The organism is Saccharospirillum alexandrii, from assembly GCF_004000275.1.
GTDB lineage: Bacteria > Pseudomonadota > Gammaproteobacteria > Pseudomonadales > Natronospirillaceae > Saccharospirillum > Saccharospirillum alexandrii.
Genome location: NZ_RCIP01000001.1, coordinates 1,568,285 through 1,588,251, shown reverse-complemented (window position 1 = coordinate 1,588,251; position 19,967 = coordinate 1,568,285). Strand labels below are relative to the sequence as shown.

Annotated in this window: 18 protein-coding genes; 13 read left to right on the top strand and 5 right to left on the bottom strand. The window is 58.0% G+C overall.

Annotated elements, in window-relative coordinates; genetic code table 11:
* Positions 1 to 13: 13 nt before the first annotated feature.
* The 5 genes from EP166_RS07055 to EP166_RS07035 form a co-directional block, all read right to left on the bottom strand.
* The gene (locus tag EP166_RS07055) at positions 14 to 448 is read right to left on the bottom strand and encodes a type 2 periplasmic-binding domain-containing protein (protein ID WP_127556051.1); all 435 of its coding nucleotides are present in this window, start codon (positions 446 to 448) and stop codon (positions 14 to 16) included.
* Positions 449 to 464: 16 nt separating this feature from the next.
* The gene (locus EP166_RS07050; RefSeq protein ID WP_127556050.1) at positions 465 to 1,520 is read right to left on the bottom strand and encodes a hypothetical protein; all 1,056 of its coding nucleotides are present in this window, start codon (positions 1,518 to 1,520) and stop codon (positions 465 to 467) included.
* A gap of 55 nt (positions 1,521 to 1,575) precedes the next feature.
* Positions 1,576 to 3,228, bottom strand: coding sequence for a TonB family protein (locus EP166_RS07045; protein ID WP_164743846.1), 1,653 nt, complete (start codon positions 3,226 to 3,228; stop codon positions 1,576 to 1,578).
* Between the two features lie 334 nt (positions 3,229 to 3,562).
* Complete coding sequence (locus EP166_RS07040; protein WP_127556048.1) at positions 3,563 to 4,633, bottom strand: hypothetical protein; 1,071 nt, start codon at positions 4,631 to 4,633, stop codon at positions 3,563 to 3,565.
* 142 nt (positions 4,634 to 4,775) lie between these two features.
* The gene (locus EP166_RS07035; RefSeq protein WP_127556047.1) at positions 4,776 to 5,972 is read right to left on the bottom strand and encodes a hypothetical protein; all 1,197 of its coding nucleotides are present in this window, start codon (positions 5,970 to 5,972) and stop codon (positions 4,776 to 4,778) included.
* A gap of 213 nt (positions 5,973 to 6,185) precedes the next feature.
* Between EP166_RS07035 and EP166_RS07030 the strand changes: the two genes are divergently transcribed.
* From EP166_RS07030 to EP166_RS06970, 13 genes are all read left to right on the top strand, one after another.
* Positions 6,186 to 7,604, top strand: a complete 1,419-nt coding sequence (locus EP166_RS07030) for a C13 family peptidase (protein ID WP_127556046.1) — start codon at positions 6,186 to 6,188, stop codon at positions 7,602 to 7,604.
* 393 nt (positions 7,605 to 7,997) lie between these two features.
* Positions 7,998 to 8,984: a sigma-54 interaction domain-containing protein gene (locus EP166_RS07025; protein WP_220432497.1), complete on the top strand. Its 987-nt coding sequence runs from the start codon at positions 7,998 to 8,000 to the stop codon at positions 8,982 to 8,984.
* Between the two features lie 242 nt (positions 8,985 to 9,226).
* On the top strand, positions 9,227 to 9,469 hold the full coding sequence (locus EP166_RS07020) for a hypothetical protein (RefSeq protein WP_127556045.1): 243 nt from the start codon (positions 9,227 to 9,229) through the stop codon (positions 9,467 to 9,469).
* Between the two features lie 55 nt (positions 9,470 to 9,524).
* The gene (locus tag EP166_RS07015; protein ID WP_164743845.1) at positions 9,525 to 11,969 is read left to right on the top strand and encodes a phage tail sheath family protein; all 2,445 of its coding nucleotides are present in this window, start codon (positions 9,525 to 9,527) and stop codon (positions 11,967 to 11,969) included.
* Positions 11,970 to 12,177: 208 nt separating this feature from the next.
* Positions 12,178 to 12,684 (top strand): phage tail protein, encoded by a 507-nt coding sequence (locus EP166_RS07010; RefSeq protein WP_127556044.1) that lies wholly within the window; start codon positions 12,178 to 12,180, stop codon positions 12,682 to 12,684.
* Between the two features lie 2 nt (positions 12,685 to 12,686).
* Positions 12,687 to 13,448, top strand: a complete 762-nt coding sequence (locus EP166_RS07005) for a hypothetical protein (protein ID WP_127556043.1) — start codon at positions 12,687 to 12,689, stop codon at positions 13,446 to 13,448.
* On the top strand, positions 13,445 to 14,341 hold the full coding sequence (locus EP166_RS07000) for a hypothetical protein (RefSeq protein WP_127556042.1): 897 nt from the start codon (positions 13,445 to 13,447) through the stop codon (positions 14,339 to 14,341). Before EP166_RS07005 ends, EP166_RS07000 begins: the two co-directional genes overlap by 4 nt.
* Position 14,342: 1 nt before the next feature.
* Positions 14,343 to 15,470: a Pvc16 family protein gene (locus tag EP166_RS06995; RefSeq protein WP_127556041.1), complete on the top strand. Its 1,128-nt coding sequence runs from the start codon at positions 14,343 to 14,345 to the stop codon at positions 15,468 to 15,470.
* Complete coding sequence (locus EP166_RS06990; RefSeq protein ID WP_127556040.1) at positions 15,467 to 17,566, top strand: ATP-binding protein; 2,100 nt, start codon at positions 15,467 to 15,469, stop codon at positions 17,564 to 17,566. Before EP166_RS06995 ends, EP166_RS06990 begins: the two co-directional genes overlap by 4 nt.
* Positions 17,563 to 17,838, top strand: coding sequence for a hypothetical protein (locus EP166_RS06985; RefSeq protein WP_127556039.1), 276 nt, complete (start codon positions 17,563 to 17,565; stop codon positions 17,836 to 17,838). Before EP166_RS06990 ends, EP166_RS06985 begins: the two co-directional genes overlap by 4 nt.
* Entirely contained in the window at positions 17,835 to 18,527 is a 693-nt protein-coding gene (locus tag EP166_RS06980; protein ID WP_127556038.1) for a hypothetical protein, read from the top strand. Before EP166_RS06985 ends, EP166_RS06980 begins: the two co-directional genes overlap by 4 nt.
* Positions 18,528 to 18,548: 21 nt before the next feature.
* Complete coding sequence (locus EP166_RS06975; RefSeq protein WP_127556037.1) at positions 18,549 to 18,824, top strand: LysM peptidoglycan-binding domain-containing protein; 276 nt, start codon at positions 18,549 to 18,551, stop codon at positions 18,822 to 18,824.
* 22 nt (positions 18,825 to 18,846) lie between these two features.
* A complete protein-coding gene (locus tag EP166_RS06970; RefSeq protein WP_127556036.1) occupies positions 18,847 to 19,959 on the top strand; it encodes a hypothetical protein in 1,113 nt (370 codons plus the stop codon).
* Positions 19,960 to 19,967 lie beyond the last annotated feature (8 nt).

The following is a 19,967-nucleotide window of genomic DNA, read 5'->3' as shown; positions in this document are numbered from 1 at the left end:
CCGCTGGTCGAGGCTAGAGACGTACGCGCATGACAACTTTAACGCTGTCGTTCAGGGCCTCTGAATCAGCATAGCCAATAGCCGAGGGGTCGGATGCGACGGCATTAATTACCGCTGTTGAACTGCTCAGTTCCTGCGGTGGCTGCTGACCGGTGGTGAACAACGCCTTGGACCAGTGGCGCCGGTATTTCACCGGTGTCTGATCAATGGCTGTGTTCAGAAAGGTCTCGCGAATGGCGTCGCCTGCTGGCAGATCGAGTGGTTCGGCACGGACACCGGTGCTGAATTGGCGGGTGTTGCCGAGGTACAGGTTTTTCAGAAAACTCTGATCGATCACCGCCGTGTTGCTGGGGTGAACCACGATCACGAGATCAGCCAGTGCGGCTGCAGACATCATCAGGGTTGTCAGCATCAGGCCGGCGAGGGTTCGTAGTGCAAAGTGCTTCATAAGTCAGTATCCAGCCTTAAAATACAACGTCGATGGCGAAGGAGAGCAGGTCAGCATCACCGACTGCACGTAGGGAATCCGGGTTGGTGTCTTCCCGGCGGGTGTATTCCACTTTCAGAGCGGCGGCGATGTCGAAATCCCAGCGCATGCCCAAAGTGGCAGACTGATATTCCCGGGGGTTCTGGTTGTACCCCGGGTCGATGGAGTTGGTTTCTTCCTCGTATCGGGCGAGGGTGGCATGAGGCGTTAAAGTGCCGACGCGATAACCCAGCGAGACGTAGCTGTTGTAGCGGTTGTTGATCAGGTTGGTGTCGTTCAGCGTGCTGGTGTATTCGGCGATGGTGAACAGAGTGCCGTTATCGTACATGGCAGCACCGGATATAAAGGTGATGGGGAACTCAAAGGCCGGGCTAGCACCGCGCGTTAAGGTGGCGTTGTCGGCCGTGTTGTAGGAACCACGGAATGACAAATTGTTGATCGCCAGGTCCAGTGACCCACCCGCCAGGGTGTTGAAGTCCACCTCTGAACCGGATTCCGGGTCTGTGCCCTGGGTAGAGCCGGCATAACCAGATGCTTTTGCCGAAAAATCGCCGATATAAAAGTTGTAGTCGGCGCTGATGCCTTCCAGCGTTGTCACGAAAATATTGTAGGTCTCAACCGGTGGACGAACCCACTGATAGCCATAGCCCAGCTCCAGGAAGTTGGAGTAATAAAACAGCGGCATACGCAGACGGCCGCCTTTTACATCCAGGCTGTCGGTTGCTTCATAGGTCAGGTAGGCCCACTCGAACTGGGTGTTGAAGTCTTCACCGCCGCGGCCAACCATTTGTGCGGTAGCGGTCATGCGGTCATTGACTTCAGCAATGGCCTGAATGGCCACCAAACTGTCGGTTGCGAAGTTGAGGTCGTTGTCATAGGCGGCCAGGTTGACCGGGTCGATGACCAGTGTCTGGTCGTCGCCGAGGGTCATGCCACCTGCGATGGACATAAAGCCGTTCAGTCGCATGTCAAAGGCAGAGGCGCCCAGTGGCATTGCCAGGGCGCCAATCAGGGCCCAGAGGGTTGGTTTCATAGGGTTCTCCAGCAGTGGTTATTAGGCGCGGCCCTGTGTTGGGCCGGGCCAAAGGTCAGTTAATGGCAAATTCGTGTTGAATGGTCAGATCGGTTTCCGGCAGATCCAGTTCCGGTGGAATGGATTCGAACGGCGCAGCCCGGCTGATGGCATCTTCGAGGGCTTTGTTCAGAACGGCATGGCGGGAGCGTTCGGTAAACTCCATGCGTTCTACCTGGCCATCGGCGGTGATGTTCAGGCGCATCGCAACCAGGCCCTCCTGACCCAGGTTCTCAGCCCAGTAGGGGTATTCAACCTGGCTCAGAATCTGTTCTTGCAACCGGGTCTGGTAGGCTCGGAGTCGGTTCTGCCGGTCTTCCTCAGACAACTCACCCAGCAGTTCCCGGTAGTCTTCGGGTGGCACTGGCCGAGGCGGCAAGGCGGCCTGGGGCTGGTTCAGCTGAAAGTGGTAGTCGAGAGTGGCGCGAAAGCGGTCGCTGTCGCCATTGCCTTCGTAGGCGTCCGGAACCGGCGGAAACGGCGCGGCGTTCTCAATGGCGGTGCGAAACGCCTGGCCGAGCAGTCCGGCGTTGGCAGGGCGGATGGAGGCAATTTCGACCAGTTCACCGCCCCGCGTAATCACAACTTCAGCCTGGACCCGACCCTCCTGGGATAGCTGTTGTGCCCAGTCCGGGTAGCTGACGCGTGGGTAAATGGTACGCAACAGTTCCCAGCGGTACTGATCCTGGTGATACTCGGCAACCTGCTGCTGCAAGCGAGCCAGACGCTCGGCCTCTGCCTCGGCTTCAGCGGCCGCTTGGGCCCGGGCCAGCTCTTCGGCTCTGCGCTCGGCATCAGCCTGGGCTCTGGCTTGTTCCAGTGCCTGGGCCTCGGCGCTGGCCCGCGCTCTGGCGCGCGCCAGTTCTGCGGCTTCAGCCTCGGCCAGTGCCCGCGCTTCAGCCAGTTGCCGGGCTTGCTCCCGGGCCTCGGCCAGGCGCGCTGCATCGCGCTGGCGTTGCGCCTCCTGTTCGGCCTGAGCGGCCCGTTCCGCTTCCCGTTCGGCTGCTTCGGCAGCGCGCTGTTCAGCCTGGCGGCGCGCCACAACCGATTCACCGCTGAACGATGCGAGCAATTGCCGGCGGTTGGCCGCGTAGGTCAGGTCATTGTTCTCGGTTACCCATTGCGCGTGGGAGCGATGGTCTGAAAACGCGCCGCCGGCGAGCATGGCCTCCTGAAACCGGAGCGAGGTTGGAATCTCGCCAAGCCAGGCATTCGCCAGGGTACGAAACAGCGTGTCATCGCCGGATCGCAGCCAATCGGCATCGTTTAGCGTGATGCGGGTTCCCTGGCCGGGTGCATAGTCGATCACGATGGTATCGCCCCGGGTAAAGTCGTCGCTCGGCGTTTCGGTAAAGGCGGTGATCAGGTCGATAACCTCCGGATTCGCCCGCAGGTTATTGTTGATCGCGATGTCCTGTTTCCACATCTGATTGAACTGGCGGGGGGACCATTTGTCGGTACTGACTTTGATCACCATGCGTTTGGCACCGGTGTCGGCCGCAAACTGCCCGGTGGATGTGATCGGCTGTTCAGCGTAAAAGCTGGCTAGATAGAAGGTTTTACTAAGGTATTGGTAGGGAGCCAGGCCGTTTAACATCAATTCGTTGGCCAGGGTTAGGCTGCTGCTTGCCAGACTGATGACGGCAGCGACCAAAATACGGTACCACATAGGATTTTCCTGTTTTACACCGGTTATCAGGCTCGTCCTGGTTCTGTCGGATCGTGATGATGACTGGACAGTCCGAAGAATTTTTACGGATTTTTTTACGATCACCTGAGCGGGTTCGGATAGTAAAGCAGCGAGATTTAAAGGCGACTCTTTGTGTGTTTTTTGTCCGTACACTGTCATTTATGGCAAAAATGTTACCTATTCCCTGGCTGAACCATCGAGTTTTTCAATAATGCCGCCCGTCAGGGCAGGTCGGTGGGACGGTGAGGAATACAAACAGCGGGGCGTTCAGGTAAGTGCGTGTTGCAGGTTCGTGAACGCCCCGGCGGGTGTGCTATTGATTCAACGTATCGAACACATTGGCCGACAGGCTCTTGTCGGACCCGTTGCGCACCAGTCGCAGGGTGTCCCAATGCCACCAGCTCCAGTACTGGTCAATGGCAAAGTCGACGCCGAGCCCACCGACCGTGAAGTTGTTGATCACGGGCGCGTAATCGCCCGAGGTGGCCGAACCGATCACTTCAAAGTGATCGGTGCTGTTGCCCATCAGAACCGGGAAGTTGTTATAGCGCAGGCCGGTAGGTGATTTCGCCACCGCATCCAGTTCGCCGTTGGTCTTGATGCTGGCGGAGCAGGATTCAAGGTTCTCCTGACGGACGGAACCACAGGCGCTGTGCAATGGAACAACACTGTCGTCATACCCCAGAATGAAGGGTTTGCTGGCACGCAGGAAGGCATCGCCGCTGCCGACAAAACGGAGCCTGGGTACTGCATTGTTCTGTGTTGCCAGAGAGCGGGCTACCGCCGGTTGCAAATCACGCACAACCCCCAGTTCGTTTGGTCCGACATTGGTGCCCAGAAACCAGTTCACGACCGAGGTGGCCGCGCCGGCGAAGAGGTTATCGCTGTCGATCACCGAGACGGCAAGGTCGGCCAGTTCAGTCCCGCCACCGGCACCGGCCATGTCCAGAGACACCAGGAAAGTGACCCGGTTGGAAGGGTAACCCCACTCCCATAACCAGCCATTGAGGTTGCGCAACATCTGTCTTGCGACCAGATCGCCCGTCGAATGGGTGAGTAGGACACAGCCGGATTGGCAGGTGCCATTGTCGGCCAGCGTTTTTACCTGCCGTTTGATCTGATCACTGATGCCCTGGCTGATGCGTTCACTGGCGGACCAGTACAGCACGACCTCGGAGCGTTGCAGCCAGTATTCCTGCCAGTAATCGATGGCTTCAGCCTGCAGACTGGCATCGGTCGGCTGGGTGCCCAGCTGCTGATACTGAAAACCGTGTATCAGCACGACCGGTTTGCCGTTCAGGCTTGCCTGGGCTTGCCAGCTCAACATCGCAAAGCCGAGTAGAAGTAGAAGGCGCGTGGTGGCGCGGGTGATGGGTCGTATCATTATGAACCTACCTTATTGTTGTTGTAGTGTTGCTGCGCAGGACACCGGGCTCTGCGCCTGGGCTATTTGCCCGACACTGGTTGGTGCCGGGTCAATACATCCCTGTAGGTCCTGAACCGGTGCGGAACATGTGATCCGCCGATTACAGGTTGTTGCTCAGTTCATCGAGAAATTCCTGGCGTTGCTGTGCCAGCGGGTCGCTCCAGGAGCTGTCGGCATAGCCTTCCAGATCAAAGGCCGGAATCGGAAATGCATCCTGAGGTGCCTGGCCTTGCAAGTCGGGTACGCCATTACCGCCCATACGGGTCAGGTGCACGTCTCGCAGTACATAGGGGCCTGGCGCGTCCAAATCGATCAATGCAGGACCTGAGGCACGCAACCTCAGGCCCGGTTCAGTGGCCGTTAGCGGACCTTCGGTTTCCAGGTGCAGCAGTGGGTCACCGTCGGTACTGTAGAGGTTGGCTTGCACGAAATAGTAGCCACTTCGGTCGTAATCCAGAGACAGCGGCAGCACCAGAAACTCGCCGTCGATGTGCGGGTTGGTAATGCCGGTCAGCGTTGCGACCGGGGCTTCGTAAGTGAAGGGCGCCGCGACCGATAACCGTTGCTGGCCCACACTGGCTTGCAGCCGCCATTGCAGCTCCCGCGGCCAGTCACTGGCCTGGTCGCTGAGATCGACCGTCAGGGTGTGACGAATGGATGAGTCTGCGGGCAACGACAGCGATTGGCGGTGGAGCACGGTACCGGCCAAGTCAGTTACGCTGAGCGAGAGGTCTCGTACCAGGCTGTCATCGCTGGTGGTGAGCGAGAAGGTGATTTGCTGTTCGTCACCGATAAAATAGTGGTAGCGGTCCAGCGTCAGTGTGGCATCAAAGGTAGCACCGTCGGCCAGCGGAAAGGGAATGCTGACCTGCTGCGGCTGGTTATACCGATAGCGCAGTGCATCCAGTTCAGAGCCAATGGGCTGCGAAAATGTCGGATACCGGGTTTGTTCGCGATAGACATCAGCGACCTGAGTCAGCGACTGACGCAGGTTGGCGGGCAAGCTGACTTCATTGTCCAGCGGAACTGCGCCCGTTTCTGCATCGGGTATTTCCCCGGGAGACTTCAGCCGGGGCGCGGCTGGTGTGCGCGCAACACCGGTCCGGGGTGTGCTATACCCGGCGTCATGAGCCCCGTCGGCAATGGATGCGGGCGCAGTGGATTCCGGTATCGACGTGGTTGACGAGCGGGCAGCTCCGGCCTGTGCTGATTCAAAGTCGGGTTTCAGCGCCGCCAGGCCACCCACAGTCGCCAGGGAGACCAGAGCCAGCCCGGCCAGTACCCATCGTTGTTTCATCGGTTCGCCTTTTTTGTTGTTATTAGGCTGTTTTACTGCGTGCTTTAAAGTAGGAGGCGCCGGGCAGGGGGTCTAGTACCGGAGGATTATTTACCGACTTTGAGTAAAATGATTCACGATTGCCTCTTTACTGGCGGTATTGGTGAGGTAGCATCACGAGTCATCCCGATTATGTACCTCTCACGCTTTGCCTTTTAAGCCAAGGAAATAACTTTGCCTAACCCACTGTTCTCTCTATTGTTCTTGCTGGCGCTCTCGGGCTCTGTCTTGGCGGCCTCCCTAACCACTCCGGATGGTGGCATCTATGAAGGAGAGGTAAAAAACGGACTGATGCATGGTGATGGCCGCATCGATTGGCCCGATGGCACTTATTATGTTGGCAGCTTCCTTAACGGCCTGAAGCACGGAGAAGGAACGGAGCTCCTGCTGGATGGCCGAATTTACCGGGGACAGTATCGAAACGGTCAGTGGGATGACGGGGTGCTGCACTTCCCCAATGGTCAGACCTATAACGGTGAATTCGAACGGCAGCGCTTTGACGGTAAAGGCAAGCTCACCTTTGGTAACCGGACTGTATACGAGGGCGACTTTCAGGCCGGAAAGATGGAAGGCGAAGGGCAGATGACCACGGCGGATGGCACTGTGTACGAGGGTACTTTCAGCGGCGATCGTTTGATGCAAGGTACGCTTACATCCAGGGACGGCTCGGCCTATGAGGGCGAACTGAGAAACTGGCGCCCACACGGGGAAGGTCGCCTGGTACAGGCCGATGGCGAGGTACTGGAAGGCCAGTTCGCCTATGGCGAGTACATTGACGAGAGTGGCCTGTCCCGTTTTCAGGAAGAGCAGATCAGTCGGCAGACGCGACTGGAGCGGGCACTCTATTCCCAGCGCACTCTGGTTGACGCCCAGTTGAACCGCCTGCGCGACCAAACCCCGGGTGAACCCGAAGTCTTCACCGTGCTCGCTGCGCTCAGTAGCACGGAAACCGTATTCCGGACTGAAGTTGAGACCATTGATGCTCAACTCACCGCCATGCCCCTCTTCGAAGGCCGCCTGGTCACCCTGGCCAATGAACTGCACGACCGCGACAATTACCCGCTCGCCACCGAGACCAGCCTGACGCACATGATTCGCACGCTCGGTAAACGGCTTGGCGAAGAAGACCTGATCTTCGTCTACCTCACCACCCACGGCAGCCCCGATCACGAACTCTCGGTCGATTTCAACAGTGACCAGACTTTGCCCGACATAGACCCGATCGAACTGGCTGAGATTCTCGACGAAGCCCCGCAACAGAAAGTAGTGGTGATCTCCGCCTGCTATTCCGGTGGTTTTATTCCCGAGCTCAGCGATGAAAATACGCTCGTCATCACGGCTGCAGCCGCCGACAAACCGTCTTTCGGGTGTTCCAACGAAGAGATCATGACGTATTTTGGCCGTGCCTTCTTTGAAACGGCCTTTTCACTGGAAAAGTCGCTGGATGATGTCTTCGAAGATGCCAAAATCGCTGTCACCGAGCGCGAACTTGCCCGGCAATACGACCCTTCCAACCCGCAGATCTGGGAGGCTGAATCGGTTGTTCAGGCTTGGGAAGCGTGGCGCACGCAGGTAGGCGGCCGTGTGAACTGACCTCTTGCCAATCACCTGCCTCCCTAAACTCTCTTGGCTGAATTGATCGGTTTCCAGATCGGGCGGGTGAACAGGGGTATCGGCCCAGCTGAAGCCAGAAAGTGCAGGGTTGGCTAATCTGGCAACTGTAGACTACTTCACATTCCTGACGAAAGGCGGCCTTCGCGCTTTGACCCCTCCGGGTATTCATCTAGTATAAAATCCTCTTGAACGAATTGCGCTATTGCGCCCTTGTCAGGGAAGCGGAACCATGAGATCGGGAAGTGAAGCACTTTCGGTCTGGATGGGAGCAGTAGGCACGGAACGGCGGTCATTCCCTCCATTAACAACGACGCTTGTTTATGATCGTGTCAGGCGATTGTTTTTTCGGCCTTTGATCAGGTGGGGTGCGTAATGCATAGCACCACCGATGAGGCCATGCATGGCATCGTAGGTAACTGCGACAGTCTGCTGCAAACCAAAACCATTGTTGGACGTTACCGAAGCTGCGACGCCTCCGTACTGATATTGGGAGAGAGTGGCACCGGCAAAGAGCTGGTGGCCAGAGCCATTCATTACATCAGTGACCGGGCCGAAGGCCCTTTTGTACCCGTTAACTGCGGCGCCCTGCCGGACGAATTACTCGAAAACGAACTCTTCGGCCATGAACAGGGTGCCTTCACCGGCGCGCGAGGCAGTGTCCCCGGGTTGATCGAACAGGCCGAAGGCGGCACCTTGTTTCTCGACGAAATCGGCACGCTCAGCCTTCGCGGTCAATGTGCCTTATTACGGTTTCTGCAAAGTAAGGAGTTTCGTCGCCTCGGCTCTCGTCGCCTGCAAAGCGCCAATGTGCGTGTATTTGCCGCCACCAACGCCGACCTGAATGACATGGTCGCCCTGGGGGGGTTTCGGCAAGACTTGCTGTATCGCCTCAATATACTGCGCATTGTGCTACCTCCGCTGAGAGATCGTGGAAACGATATTGACTTACTGGCCGGACATTTCATTGCCCGCTTTTGTCGCCAATACAATATGCCCGACAAGCAATTATCCGCCGCCGCCAGTCAATGGCTATACGCCCACGACTGGCCGGGCAACATTCGTGAACTGGAAAACCTGCTGCATCGCGCCATTCTTTCCTGCCCCGGCACCGTGATTCAACGGGAAGATCTAACCCCAGACCAAGACAGCTCAATAACACCATCGATGCCCTACACCCGTCTTAATATGGACCTGAGTTTTCAGGACGCTAAAGCTGAAGTGATCTCCCAATTCGAGCGACATTATCTCGAAGCTCTGATGAATCGGTGTAACGGGAATGTGAGCCAGGCTGCCCGGGTGGCGGGGAAAGAGCGGCGGGCGCTGGGGAAACTGTTAAAGAAGTATGGACTGAGTCGGTAGACCTGGCGTGACTTGAAGTCGACCGGTCATTGGCGGGTCTGTTTTAACCCACTTGGGTTAAACAGAACCCACCGTGATGCAGGCTCTCCAGAGCCATTCAGGCTCTTCAAGCTGGGGACAGTTTGACCCACCCCAAAACTGTGTAGAAATTTAAAACTCTATAAAACAAGAGTTTAGACACAGAAACGCTGTTGGCGTACTCCTTGCTCTTCCTCCCCAATCGCCCATGGCCGGAACCCACAATGAAACCCAGCGAAGCTGACACCGTGAGCGATGTTGCTTACCGGATCATTCAGTATCTGGAACAGCATCCGCAGGCGACGGATTCATTTCGCGGTATTTGCACTTGGTGGTTGCGACAAACCGAGTCTCCCTTGCCGGAGGCCGCAGTCGCCAGAGCGCTGGACCAGCTAGTCCTGGAAGGCTGTGTCGACTGCCATCAGGCACCGGGCGGGGAACGGCTGTACCGGCGTCGTATGCATTAGACCGGAGTATCCACACGCAGATTTCAAGGAATAAACAGAAGAGGAAGCACAGTCCATGGTACAGGTCAGTTATCCCGGCGTTTACATTCAAGAAGTGGCCAGCGGTGTACGCTCCATTTCCGGCGTTTCCACCTCTATTGCCGCTTTCATGGGGCGGGCCAGTAAAGGTCCCATTGACGATGCGGTACGTTTGTTGAGTTATGCCGATTACGAGCGCGCTTTTGGCGAGCCTCATCCCCAGAGCGATTTGGCCGACAGCGTCCGGCTCTTCTTCGCCAACGGCGGCTCCGATTGTTATGTCGTGCGTCTGGCTCCGGGGGCCGTACCGGCCGCCGTTACGCTGGAAGATCTGCGCGGTCAACAGGTGCTGGTGGTGACTGCCAAAGCGGCGGGGCTATGGGGCAATACAGTGCGGTTGGAAGTGGACTACAACACACCCAACCCCGATGAGAGTTTTAACCTTCAGGTCATTCACGAGGATGGCGGATCAGTGGTGCAAACTGAATCCTTCACCGGCCTTAGCATGAACCCGAACTCGACTCGCTTTGCCCCCAGCTTTGTGACCCAGAGTTCCAACCTGATTAATTTGGCCTTGTCTGGCCTGCTGGGCGACGCGACTGACAGTACTTCCTTCATCAACACCCTTGGCAACAGCTTCGCCGGTTATACCAGTTCACGGCGACCGCTGCGCAACCCGTTGAACAACCCGGGAGGTGCGACCGATGGCGGCGGCATTCAGGCAGCGCTGAACGCCTTGTTCGCCGGCGGGGAAACCCGTTTCGATATCTCGGTGAATGGCAGCAACTACGTCACGGTGGATCTGAGCATTGCTCCGGCTCTGCCCGCCACCATCGCCGGTATCGAAGGTAATTTGGCGGGCAAGATAAACGATATGCTGGCTTCCCAGTCTCCGGCGCCGACGGTATCTGTTTCACTCAGTGGGGCTATTGCCGGTTTTGGCCGGTATCTGGATATCACCGCGACCAATGGCAATCAGTCTTCGGTTCGAATCCGCCGGGCGTCCTCGAACGACATCTCCGGAGCCCTGATGCTGGGGGTCGATCAGGGGGGCATCGAACAACCACGCTGGGGCAACTTTCGCCCGGCGCCAACGGCCAGTCTGGTTCGACTGGGCAACCCGGCGACGCCCGGTGCTATTGGCCATGCCAACAACGTACTGAGTATTGCTCAAAACGCCATTACTCAGATATCGGTTAACGCGACCAACATCGCCTTGAACACGGCGGATTTCAGTTTGCAGACCACGGCAGCGGGAGCCGACCCCTGGTACATGAACGCGACCGGTAACAGTACGGTAACCGGTGACAATGATGGCGTGCGTGAAAAGCTGCGCATTATGGCGCAAGCGATCAACGCTGAGCCGGATCTTGGCTTTCAGGCTGAAGTCTGGGGTTACCAGCTCGCCATCATGGCGACTAGCGGTGCCATCGGAAACGAACCTTCAGCGCTGACCACCGGTACAGCCGCGTTCGATAACAGCCTGGAAACCAACGTTCGCCAATACAGTCTGGGCCAAAACGTCGGTGGTTTCAGCGTCGCCAGCGTACCGGGTACCGACGGTGGTATACCCGATGCCGCCGCTTACCAGGGCAGTGAAGCCAACCAGACCGGATTGCATGCATTCGACCCGGTCGACCTGATTAATCTGATGGTATTACCCGGAGACAGCGATGTCGCAGCGGCGGTTTTAAACGCTGTCTGGGGCCCGGCCAGCGTTTATTGCCAGCGCCGCCGTGCCTTTCTGCTCGCAGACCCGCCCCCGTCCTGGACCAATAACCAGGGTCGCCCGGAGGTGGTGCAGGATACCGGCCTGATCAACCAGTTTCGTGCCACCATGGTCAAAGATTACTCGGCCGTTTTTTATCCTCGCTTGCGCTTCAATGCCAGGGGACTGATCAAAACCATAGGCCCCGCCGGCGCCATTGCCGGTTTGATGGCGCGTACTGATGGCAGCCGGGGAGTGTGGAAAGCCCCGGCCGGCATCGATGCCGGTATTCGCGATATCGTCGGTGTGAACCTGGAGCTTACCGATCTTGAAAACGGGGTGCTGAACAAAAAAGGCGTCAACTGCATTCGCGTGCTGCCCAACGGCATTGTCAATTGGGGTGCGCGCACCTTGGATGGCGATGACGACTTTGGCAGCGAATGGAAGTACATCCCCATTCGCCGATTGGCGCTGATGATTGAAGAGTCACTTTACCGTGGTACCCGTTGGGCCGTATTCGAACCGAACGACGAACCACTTTGGGCCAATCTGCGCTTGAACATCGGTGCCTTTATGAACTCTCTGTTTCGCCAGGGCGCCTTTCAGGGCAGCAGCCCGGCACAGGCGTACTATGTGCGTTGCGATGCATCCACCACAACTCAGAATGACCGCAATCTCGGCATAGTCAACGTCGAAGTCGGCTTCGCACCTTTAAAACCAGTCGAATTCGTGGTGATCAAAATTCAACAAATGGCAGGCCAGATCGAGGCATAGCAAGGTGTCGGCATTCGGGGCTCGGCTTTGTGCTAGGAACCCGCGACGGCTACCAGGGGTGCTCCTGCGGGGTCGCCGTGAACCCATCCATGGGGGCTTGGCCTCGGCATCCATGCCTCGCACATCCCCGCAGGAGCACCCCTGGCATCCGGCGCTAGCCGTTGGCGAATGTCGAAACTTGAGAAATTAAGGACTAAGGAGAGAAAGAATGGCTAATGGGTTTTCCGTAAATGCGCATCGCTACGACCCTTACAAGAATTTTAAGTTTCGGATTCTTTGGGACAATAAACCGGTGCTGGGGGTGAGCAAAATCAGCTCGCTGAAACGCACCACCGAGGTGGTTAAGTTTCGCAGCGGTGGTGAAAATGCCATCGATCACAAATCACCTGGCCGTACCAGTTACGAGGCGATTACCGTCGAGCGCGGCCTCACGCATGATCCTGAGTTCGAAGCCTGGGCCAGCAAAGTGCACACCTATGAAGGTGACTCTGTTATGGATCTGGCTAACTATAAAAAAGAGTTGAGCGTTGAGTTCATGAACGAAAAAGGGCAGGTTGCTTACCGGTATTACCTGCACAACTGTTGGGTCAGCGAATATACCGCTTTGCCTGATTTGGACGCCAATGCCAACGCCGTTTCGATTGAAAGTATGAAAATCGAACTCGAAGGGTGGGAGCGAGACCCCGACACCCAAGAACCTAACGAAGGCGCCTGATCATGGTGACGGCCGCAAAGGAAAGCGCCGCCTGGAGAGCCATGCCGTTCGGATCGGACAGGGCGCATGTTGACGTTGATTTTAACGTACCACCCCCCTATGCCGTGACCTCCGTCCTGGCCGCCTGCCTGCGCGGACCTGGGGATGCCAGGCTTGCGGAACAACAGGCCTGGGGCTGGTCTGTTGCCAGTCGGCTGCAGGGCGTACTGGCTGTGGCACGGGCTACCCATCCGGCGGACCTGGATATCAGCACCCGGTGCCAGCGCTGCCACGAAACCCTCAGTTTCAGCCTGCCGCTGGAGAACTTCGTGCATGCGCCCGTTTCCAGCCCGTTAACCTGTGAACCCGAAGGCCGGGAAGCCTTCGAAGTTCGGTTGCCCACCGGAAAAGACCAGCAACGATGGCTGGAAAGCGCCGGAGCAAACCCGATTACCATGGCACAGGAACTGGTCATGAACGAGTCCGTGCTCGCCGCTTGGGATGACGACTTGTTTGCTGCCTTGGAACTCAAACTGGAACAGGCAGACCCCTATACGGCTCTTAATCTGGAATCTGAATGCCCTCATTGCGCAGCGGCCGTAAGCCAACCTTTAAATTTGGAAGGCGCTTTGTTACAGCGGCTTCAATCGGCACTGACCGAACGCCTGAGGGATGTGCATCGTCTGGCCCGCGTTTACCACTGGAGTGAGGCGGAAATCCTCGCCCTGCCATCGGGTCGGCGTGACTTTTATCTGGCCTGCGTGTCGCGGGAGAGCGTTCAATGAGTGGTTATTTTCAACGGTTGGGGCAACGCAGTGGTCTGGGTGAACAACCCGTAATGACCGCCTTGGCGAAGCCCGAAAAACACCCGACTACCGAGGTGGAAACGGTTCGGGAAGTGTTGCAACCAAGGGGCGCGACGAACCCTAATACACACAAACCACGTGAACCAGACGAACCACTGGAACCCCACGAGCCGGTGTCGCCGTCGAGGCGTGCCGACCATTCTGTGCCCCGCGATAAACACGCCAAAGATCGCGGCGAAGAAACTGTTCCTCAAACTGAGCAAACAGCGTCTTCCGAGCCAGTTCCGCCTCGACAAGCTGATGATATCGGTGTCGAGTTTCCCACTATCGACACGGCCATCGAACAGGTAGATGTGCCTGCGTTTATTCGATCTGAAATGGCTTCGGAAGTCCGCTTGCCAGACACTAATCAGGTTGAAAAGCGGACGCCAGCCGACGACAAAGACGTGCGGGAACAGGGTGTTTTTAAGGGTGCCGGCAGCGCTCAACCGGCCGTAACCATTCCCGGCTTTATTCGCAATGTTGAAACGATTAAAGAGCATGAACAGGTGTTGGTGCGTTCTGATGAAGCACCGGTTATTGAGCCAAAAGGGAATCATCCCGAGCCCGCAACGACCCCTGAGTTCACGCAATCGACGGTAAGCGTAGAGGCTGCGCCACGTGAAAACACGACGCCGGTCGAGCAATTCAGCCAGCTGGAACAAGAGAGTGGCCCTCGCATCCACATCGGTCACATTCAGATTGAGGTTTATGCAGCCCCCAGTCCAGTGGCGCTGCAAGCGGTGCCTAAACCGGCACCACGCCCGTCGCGTTCCGCCAAGGCCTCCACGCGCAGTCCGGATCTGCGTCGTTATTACCTGAGGGAGTTCTAGTATGCCGCTGGAGCAAAGCCGCACCGCCATCGGCGCCGTTGGGGAATTGCTGCGCACCCGCCTTACTGCCCGCACGTCGGCGGGCGCGGTGGATGTCGGCCGACCCGAGGCTGCCGCCGGTTCGGCAGGCCCCAAGTTCAATCTGTTTTTGTATCAGATCGATATCGATGGTCACATGCGCAATCTGGCGCTGGACCAGGGGCAGGATGCACCACTCTGGCTGGTGTTGCGTTATTTGATCACCGCCTACGACGGTGGTCAGGAAAGCGATTCGGTGGCGGCGCATGAACTGTTGGGCGAGGGCCTGTTGGCCCTACAGGAATTAAACTTCATGCAGCCCACCATGCCCCCGCTGATGGACAATCCCCAGTCGTTAAAAATCACCTTCGACAGTGCCGATGTCGATCTGCTGTCGAAGGTGATGCAGGGCACGGACGAACGCTATCGCATCTCCGCCGCCTTCCAGGTTCGCCCGGTGATGATCGCGCCTTCCGAACCGCCTGCCTATGCGCCGTTGGTGCTAACCGTTGGCCCGCCAGGAAACGAAGGGGTGGAGGTGATTCCAAGCATGGGACCAACGCTTACCCGCCTGGAGCCGGAACAATTCGAAGCGGGCAGTACTCTTACGGTTCATGGCATAGAGCTGACCAGCGCCGTTCAGGAATTGCTGGTGGGTGACCAGCGTTACGGCATCACCGCAGCGCCCGCCAACCGGGTACAGGCAGTGATTCCCGCGACCACGACGCTGTCGCCAGGCCCGCACGCCATCATCGCCGTCAGCCTTTCTGCCAGTGGTCGCCAGATTCACAGTAACGCCATTACGGGCACACTGATGCCGACCCTGGTCACCGCCGCACCCAGTGCTCTGGTACCGGACGGTGGCGGCAATCTCTCCGGCTCACTGACGTTGACCGGCGAACGGTTGGGGGGGGCGAACGACGCCATTTTCGTCGCCTTCTATCGGGATGGCGCTGTGCAACTCATGGTCGAGGCCACCGGCGGCGTCGCCCAAAACACCGTGACGGCGACCGTCGGTGTGGACGAACCGCTGCCGCCCGGGCGCTACCGAATCATGTTACGAGCTAACGGCGCCCAGGCGCTAAACATGCCGGAGGTCGACTGGTCATGACGGTTTCGGAACGAGACGCCTTAGCCCAAATCACCCCTGGGCTGGTAGTGGAAGACCCGGTGATGGGCTATTGGCTGGCACAGGTCAACTTGCGCTTGCGGCGCGAACTGGCGTGGTGCTGGCTGCAACGTACCGGCCAAAGCGACCCGAACACCGGCGCACTGCCGCCCTTTACCGGCGTGGCGGACGACATGCTGGCCTGGTCGCGCAGCGATGGCCAACGGAAGCACTTTTTTCGGGAAGACGGCACCGCGGCTTATCTCACCGAATTGATCGAGACCCCGGCGCCTGAACCCTACAGCCATACGCGGGGCGATTGGTCCTGGCTTGCGACAGAGCTGAACCTGGGCGAGGCTGATCAATTCGTGCTGGCACTCGCCGTTGCTTATCGGTTGGATGCGGGCCTTGGGCCGGTGTGTGCCGCCTGCCTGAACGACATCAACAAAGCTTATCCAACCCTGGCGCTGGCGCAACGTCTGTGGGGCTGGCCCGAAGCCGTGTTGGACCTTGCATCCTCTTTCCATGCCTTACGCCGCTGTGCGCTGCTCGGTGCACAGAGCACAGACTGGTTTCAACCCCTGGCCGTGCCCGCCTGGGCCGTAGCCAGTCTGAGCGGCGGCTATGAGCGCCTGGATGGCGTCGAAGCCATTACCCCACGTCCGTCCAAACTGCCGGACAATTGGGCCGTGCCGTTGCACGGCCTGAGTGAACCGCTGGAGAGTCTCAGGCGCATCCCGTTATTGGGCGAACGCGATGAAGATTTCTTGGGCATCTGCGCGGCGATCGCCGAGCGCTTGTCCGTCACCATTGTGACCGTCAGCCCGGCCACCTGGCAGCGCGCCGACCCGGCCCAATTGCTGAGTTGGGCCTGGTTATGCGGCGTTGAGCCCTTGTTGCCCTGGGGCGTAAAAGTGTCACCCGAAACCTGGCCTTTGGGTACGCCGTTGCGGGTTTGGCAACCCATGTCTACCCACCAGTATCAGGCCGTGGAAGTCACCGCCGGTGCGCAGGCACCCCTCACATTGCCCACCATCGACTTTCATCGCCGACTCGATGTCCTGCATGAATCGCTCGGTAACAATGCTGCCCGGTACCGCCATGAGGTCGAAGAATGCGCCCGGCGTTTTCGCTTTTCCGAACCGGCCCTGCGCCGCATTGCTTTAACGCTCAACCACCAGGGCGTGTGGCAGGGTGAGGACTTGATCGAAGCCTGCCGCGCCGAAACCCGGGGTGAACTGGCGCAATTGACACAAAAAGTCGAGCCCCGCTTCAAACCCGAAGAGCTGGTATTGGCGGCCGAACAGGAACAGCAGTTCCAGGAAGTATCCCGCGCCATGGACGCCCTCACCCGTGTGCACTTTCACTGGGGCACGGCCCGCGCCTGGAATGAAAGCGGCCTCTCCGTTTTGTTCTGCGGCCCGCCCGGTACTGGTAAAACCATGGCCGCCGAAGCGCTTGCCAGTCGGCTGAAGCTCGACATGTTTCGAGTCGACCTGGCGCAGGTGGTGAGCAAGTACGTTGGCGAAACCGAGAAAAACCTGCGCCGTATTTTCGACGCCGCTGAAGCCAGTGATTGTCTGTTGTTTTTCGACGAGGCCGATGCTTTGTTCGGCAAGCGAACCGACGTTAAAGACGCCCACGATCGGTACGCCAACATCGAAGTGTCGTACTTGCTGGAACGGATGGAACGCTTCAAGGGTCTTGCCATCCTCGCCAGCAACCGCCGCAAGGATATGGACGAAGCCTTTATGCGTCGGCTGCGCTACGTCATCGAATTTCCGGTGCCTGGTGTCGATGAACGCGAACGTATCTGGAAGCAGGGTTTCCCGGAACAGGTCGATACCAGCGATTTGGATTTCCGCTTTTTAGCACGGCAATTTGCGTTCTCTGGCGGCCATATCCGCTCCGTTATATTCAACAGCTGTTTGCAAGCGGCGGCCCAACCAGAAAGTTCACCCGCGAAAGCCAAGGTCGGTAAGCCTTCCATGCGCCAGGTACTGGTGCAAGTCCGTCGTGAGCTGCAAAAACTCAACCGCGCCACCGACGACGAACTCTTTGGTCGCTACGCCGCCCTGCTAAAGGAGAACGCCGCATGAGCGCATTGACGATCGACCTCGAGCGCATTCAGATCCGCCTGAAGGGCGTCTCGAGCAACACGGTACAGGAAGCGCTGTCGGGGTTGGAAGAGGAACTCGCCCGCCGACTGCAGGGGATGAAAACCACCCATAGCGATATTTTCGCCAATGGCATGCGTTTGACTCCCCTGGAAGTGTCTTCTCATATTCGGGCGAGAGACATGCGGGCGCTCCTCGTCGACCACATTGTCGCGGCCATTGAACAGGCCGAGCGCGGAGGGCAGACCGCATGAGTTTTTACTTGCGAGGCGTACTGGTCGAATACGGCACCGATATGCTGGGTCCGTTGCCGAATGTGGTGGTCTTTCAGTTCAACCCCGAGCAATTGCAGCGCGGCTTGGAACTGCCGCCGAGCACCAGTGCCGAAGATCAGGAAAACCGGGGCCAGCGCGAGCCCGGCCAACGCAGCTCTTCTCCGACCGAAACCATTCAGCTAACGGCTCACTTCGATGCTTCGGATGATCTCGGCCAGAACGATGGGCTTTCGGCCATCCCCCGGGTATTCGGCATTGGCCCGCAACTGGCCGCGCTCGAAGCCATGGTCAACCCCAGCCCGGGGTTGATCAGTGGCGCGATCGGGGCGGCTATCGATGCCATCGGCGGTGCCCTGGGGGGGGACAGTGAGCCCAGTCGGTCGATCCCCCGCGAGCAGGCCCCACGTATTTTGTTCATCTGGGGTCCCAGCCGTGTACTGCCGGTGGAGATTCGTTCAATGAGCATCACCGAGAAGAAATTTGACCCCTTTCTAAACCCGGTGCAGGCCGAAGTGCAAATTGGCCTCGCCGTTGCCAGCTTCCCGGCAAACAGCGACGACATTATTGGCAAAGGGGCGTTGGCCTACACCAGCACGGTTAAGGAGGCCCAGGTGGCATTGAATTTGGTCAAATCCGTAGAGCTGGCAATTGAAACCATACCGTTTTAGAACGGGGAGGGGGTTGGGCATATGTTTACTAAAAATTCTCGATACAACAATTCGCCAACCATCACCGTCACTTCTGACGAAGGCGAAAGCGTCGCTGCCGTCAAATTACGGCTGTTGGGTCAACCGCTTAGCCGCCCTGCAGTGGTTACCCAGGGAGACCAGCTGGATGTGATCAGCCAGCGGCGTTTTAGAGATGGCACTCGCTACTGGCACATTTCAGACGCCAATACCGAACTGGAAGCCAACGCCCTGACTGAAGAGCCGGGCCGCACCATTAAAACGCCGGAACAAGGCTGAATGAGTTTGGGAGTGTGGGTTTATGCCAACTGAACTGCGCATCTATTTAAACAACGAAGCCGCCGATGAGGAATTGCTCGGACGGTTTCGTCGGGTGCGTGTCGATTTGGCCATGGGCATTGCCGCTGAAGCTGAGTTGCAACTCGAAATCGGCGCCGACGACAACGGCCAGTGGGAAAGCATAGAAGATGACTTTACCCAAGCGTTCTCACGGGTGCGTGTCGAAGTGAGGCCACCCAACGGCGACGCGTTTATCGCCCTGATTGATGGTCCCATCATTGGCCAGCGGTTCGAATTGGATGCCAGCCCGAACCAAAGCCAACTGGTGTTGATTGTGCACGATGACAGTGTGTTGATGAACCGCAGCGAAGAAGTCGTGCTTTATGAAGAACTCACCGCTTCGGATATCGCAAGCCAATTGTTCAGCGAATATGGTTTAACCCCCGAGGTCGATTCAGTACCCGCCGCCGGTGCCAGCCTGGAACGTTATGTGGTGCAGCGCGGCACCGCCGCTCAACTGCTGAAAGAACTGGCAAAACGCCATGGGGTTTGTTTTTACGTGAAACCCGGTGGCGAACCCGGCACCAGCGTGGGTGTGTTTAAAGCCGTCGATTTGAACCCGACAGACTACCCCGAATTACTGCTGATGGGCGCCGACCGGAACATCAATAAATTCAGCGCCGAATACGACGCTCTACGCTCCATGACGGCCCGTGCTGCCACCATTAACCTGGCGGATAAGTCCGTTGTCGAGTCAGAAACCACCGTGACGGCCGTCTCTGCTCTTGGCGATACCCCAGTGCACGACATCGCCGAACCCGGCAGCAGCTTTTTGAGTCTTTCCCGCGAGGACAGCGGTGATTTGGATGCCGGCGTCAATGCCGTTACCGATTTTTCAAGCTGGGCCTACCGCGCTGAAGCCGAAGTCGCAGCTGATATGTACCCGGCCGTGCTCAGACCCTACAGCGTAATCTCAGTCGCTGGCCCCGGTGGCTATCTCGGAGGACTTTACCTGATCAGCCGCGTCGTCCATACGCTGACCGACGACGGCTATCAACAGCACATTACCCTGCGCCGCAACGCCCGCTCCGCCGGAAGTTCGGGTGGCGGCCTACTGCCCGGAGGTGTTTTTTAATGGACGGA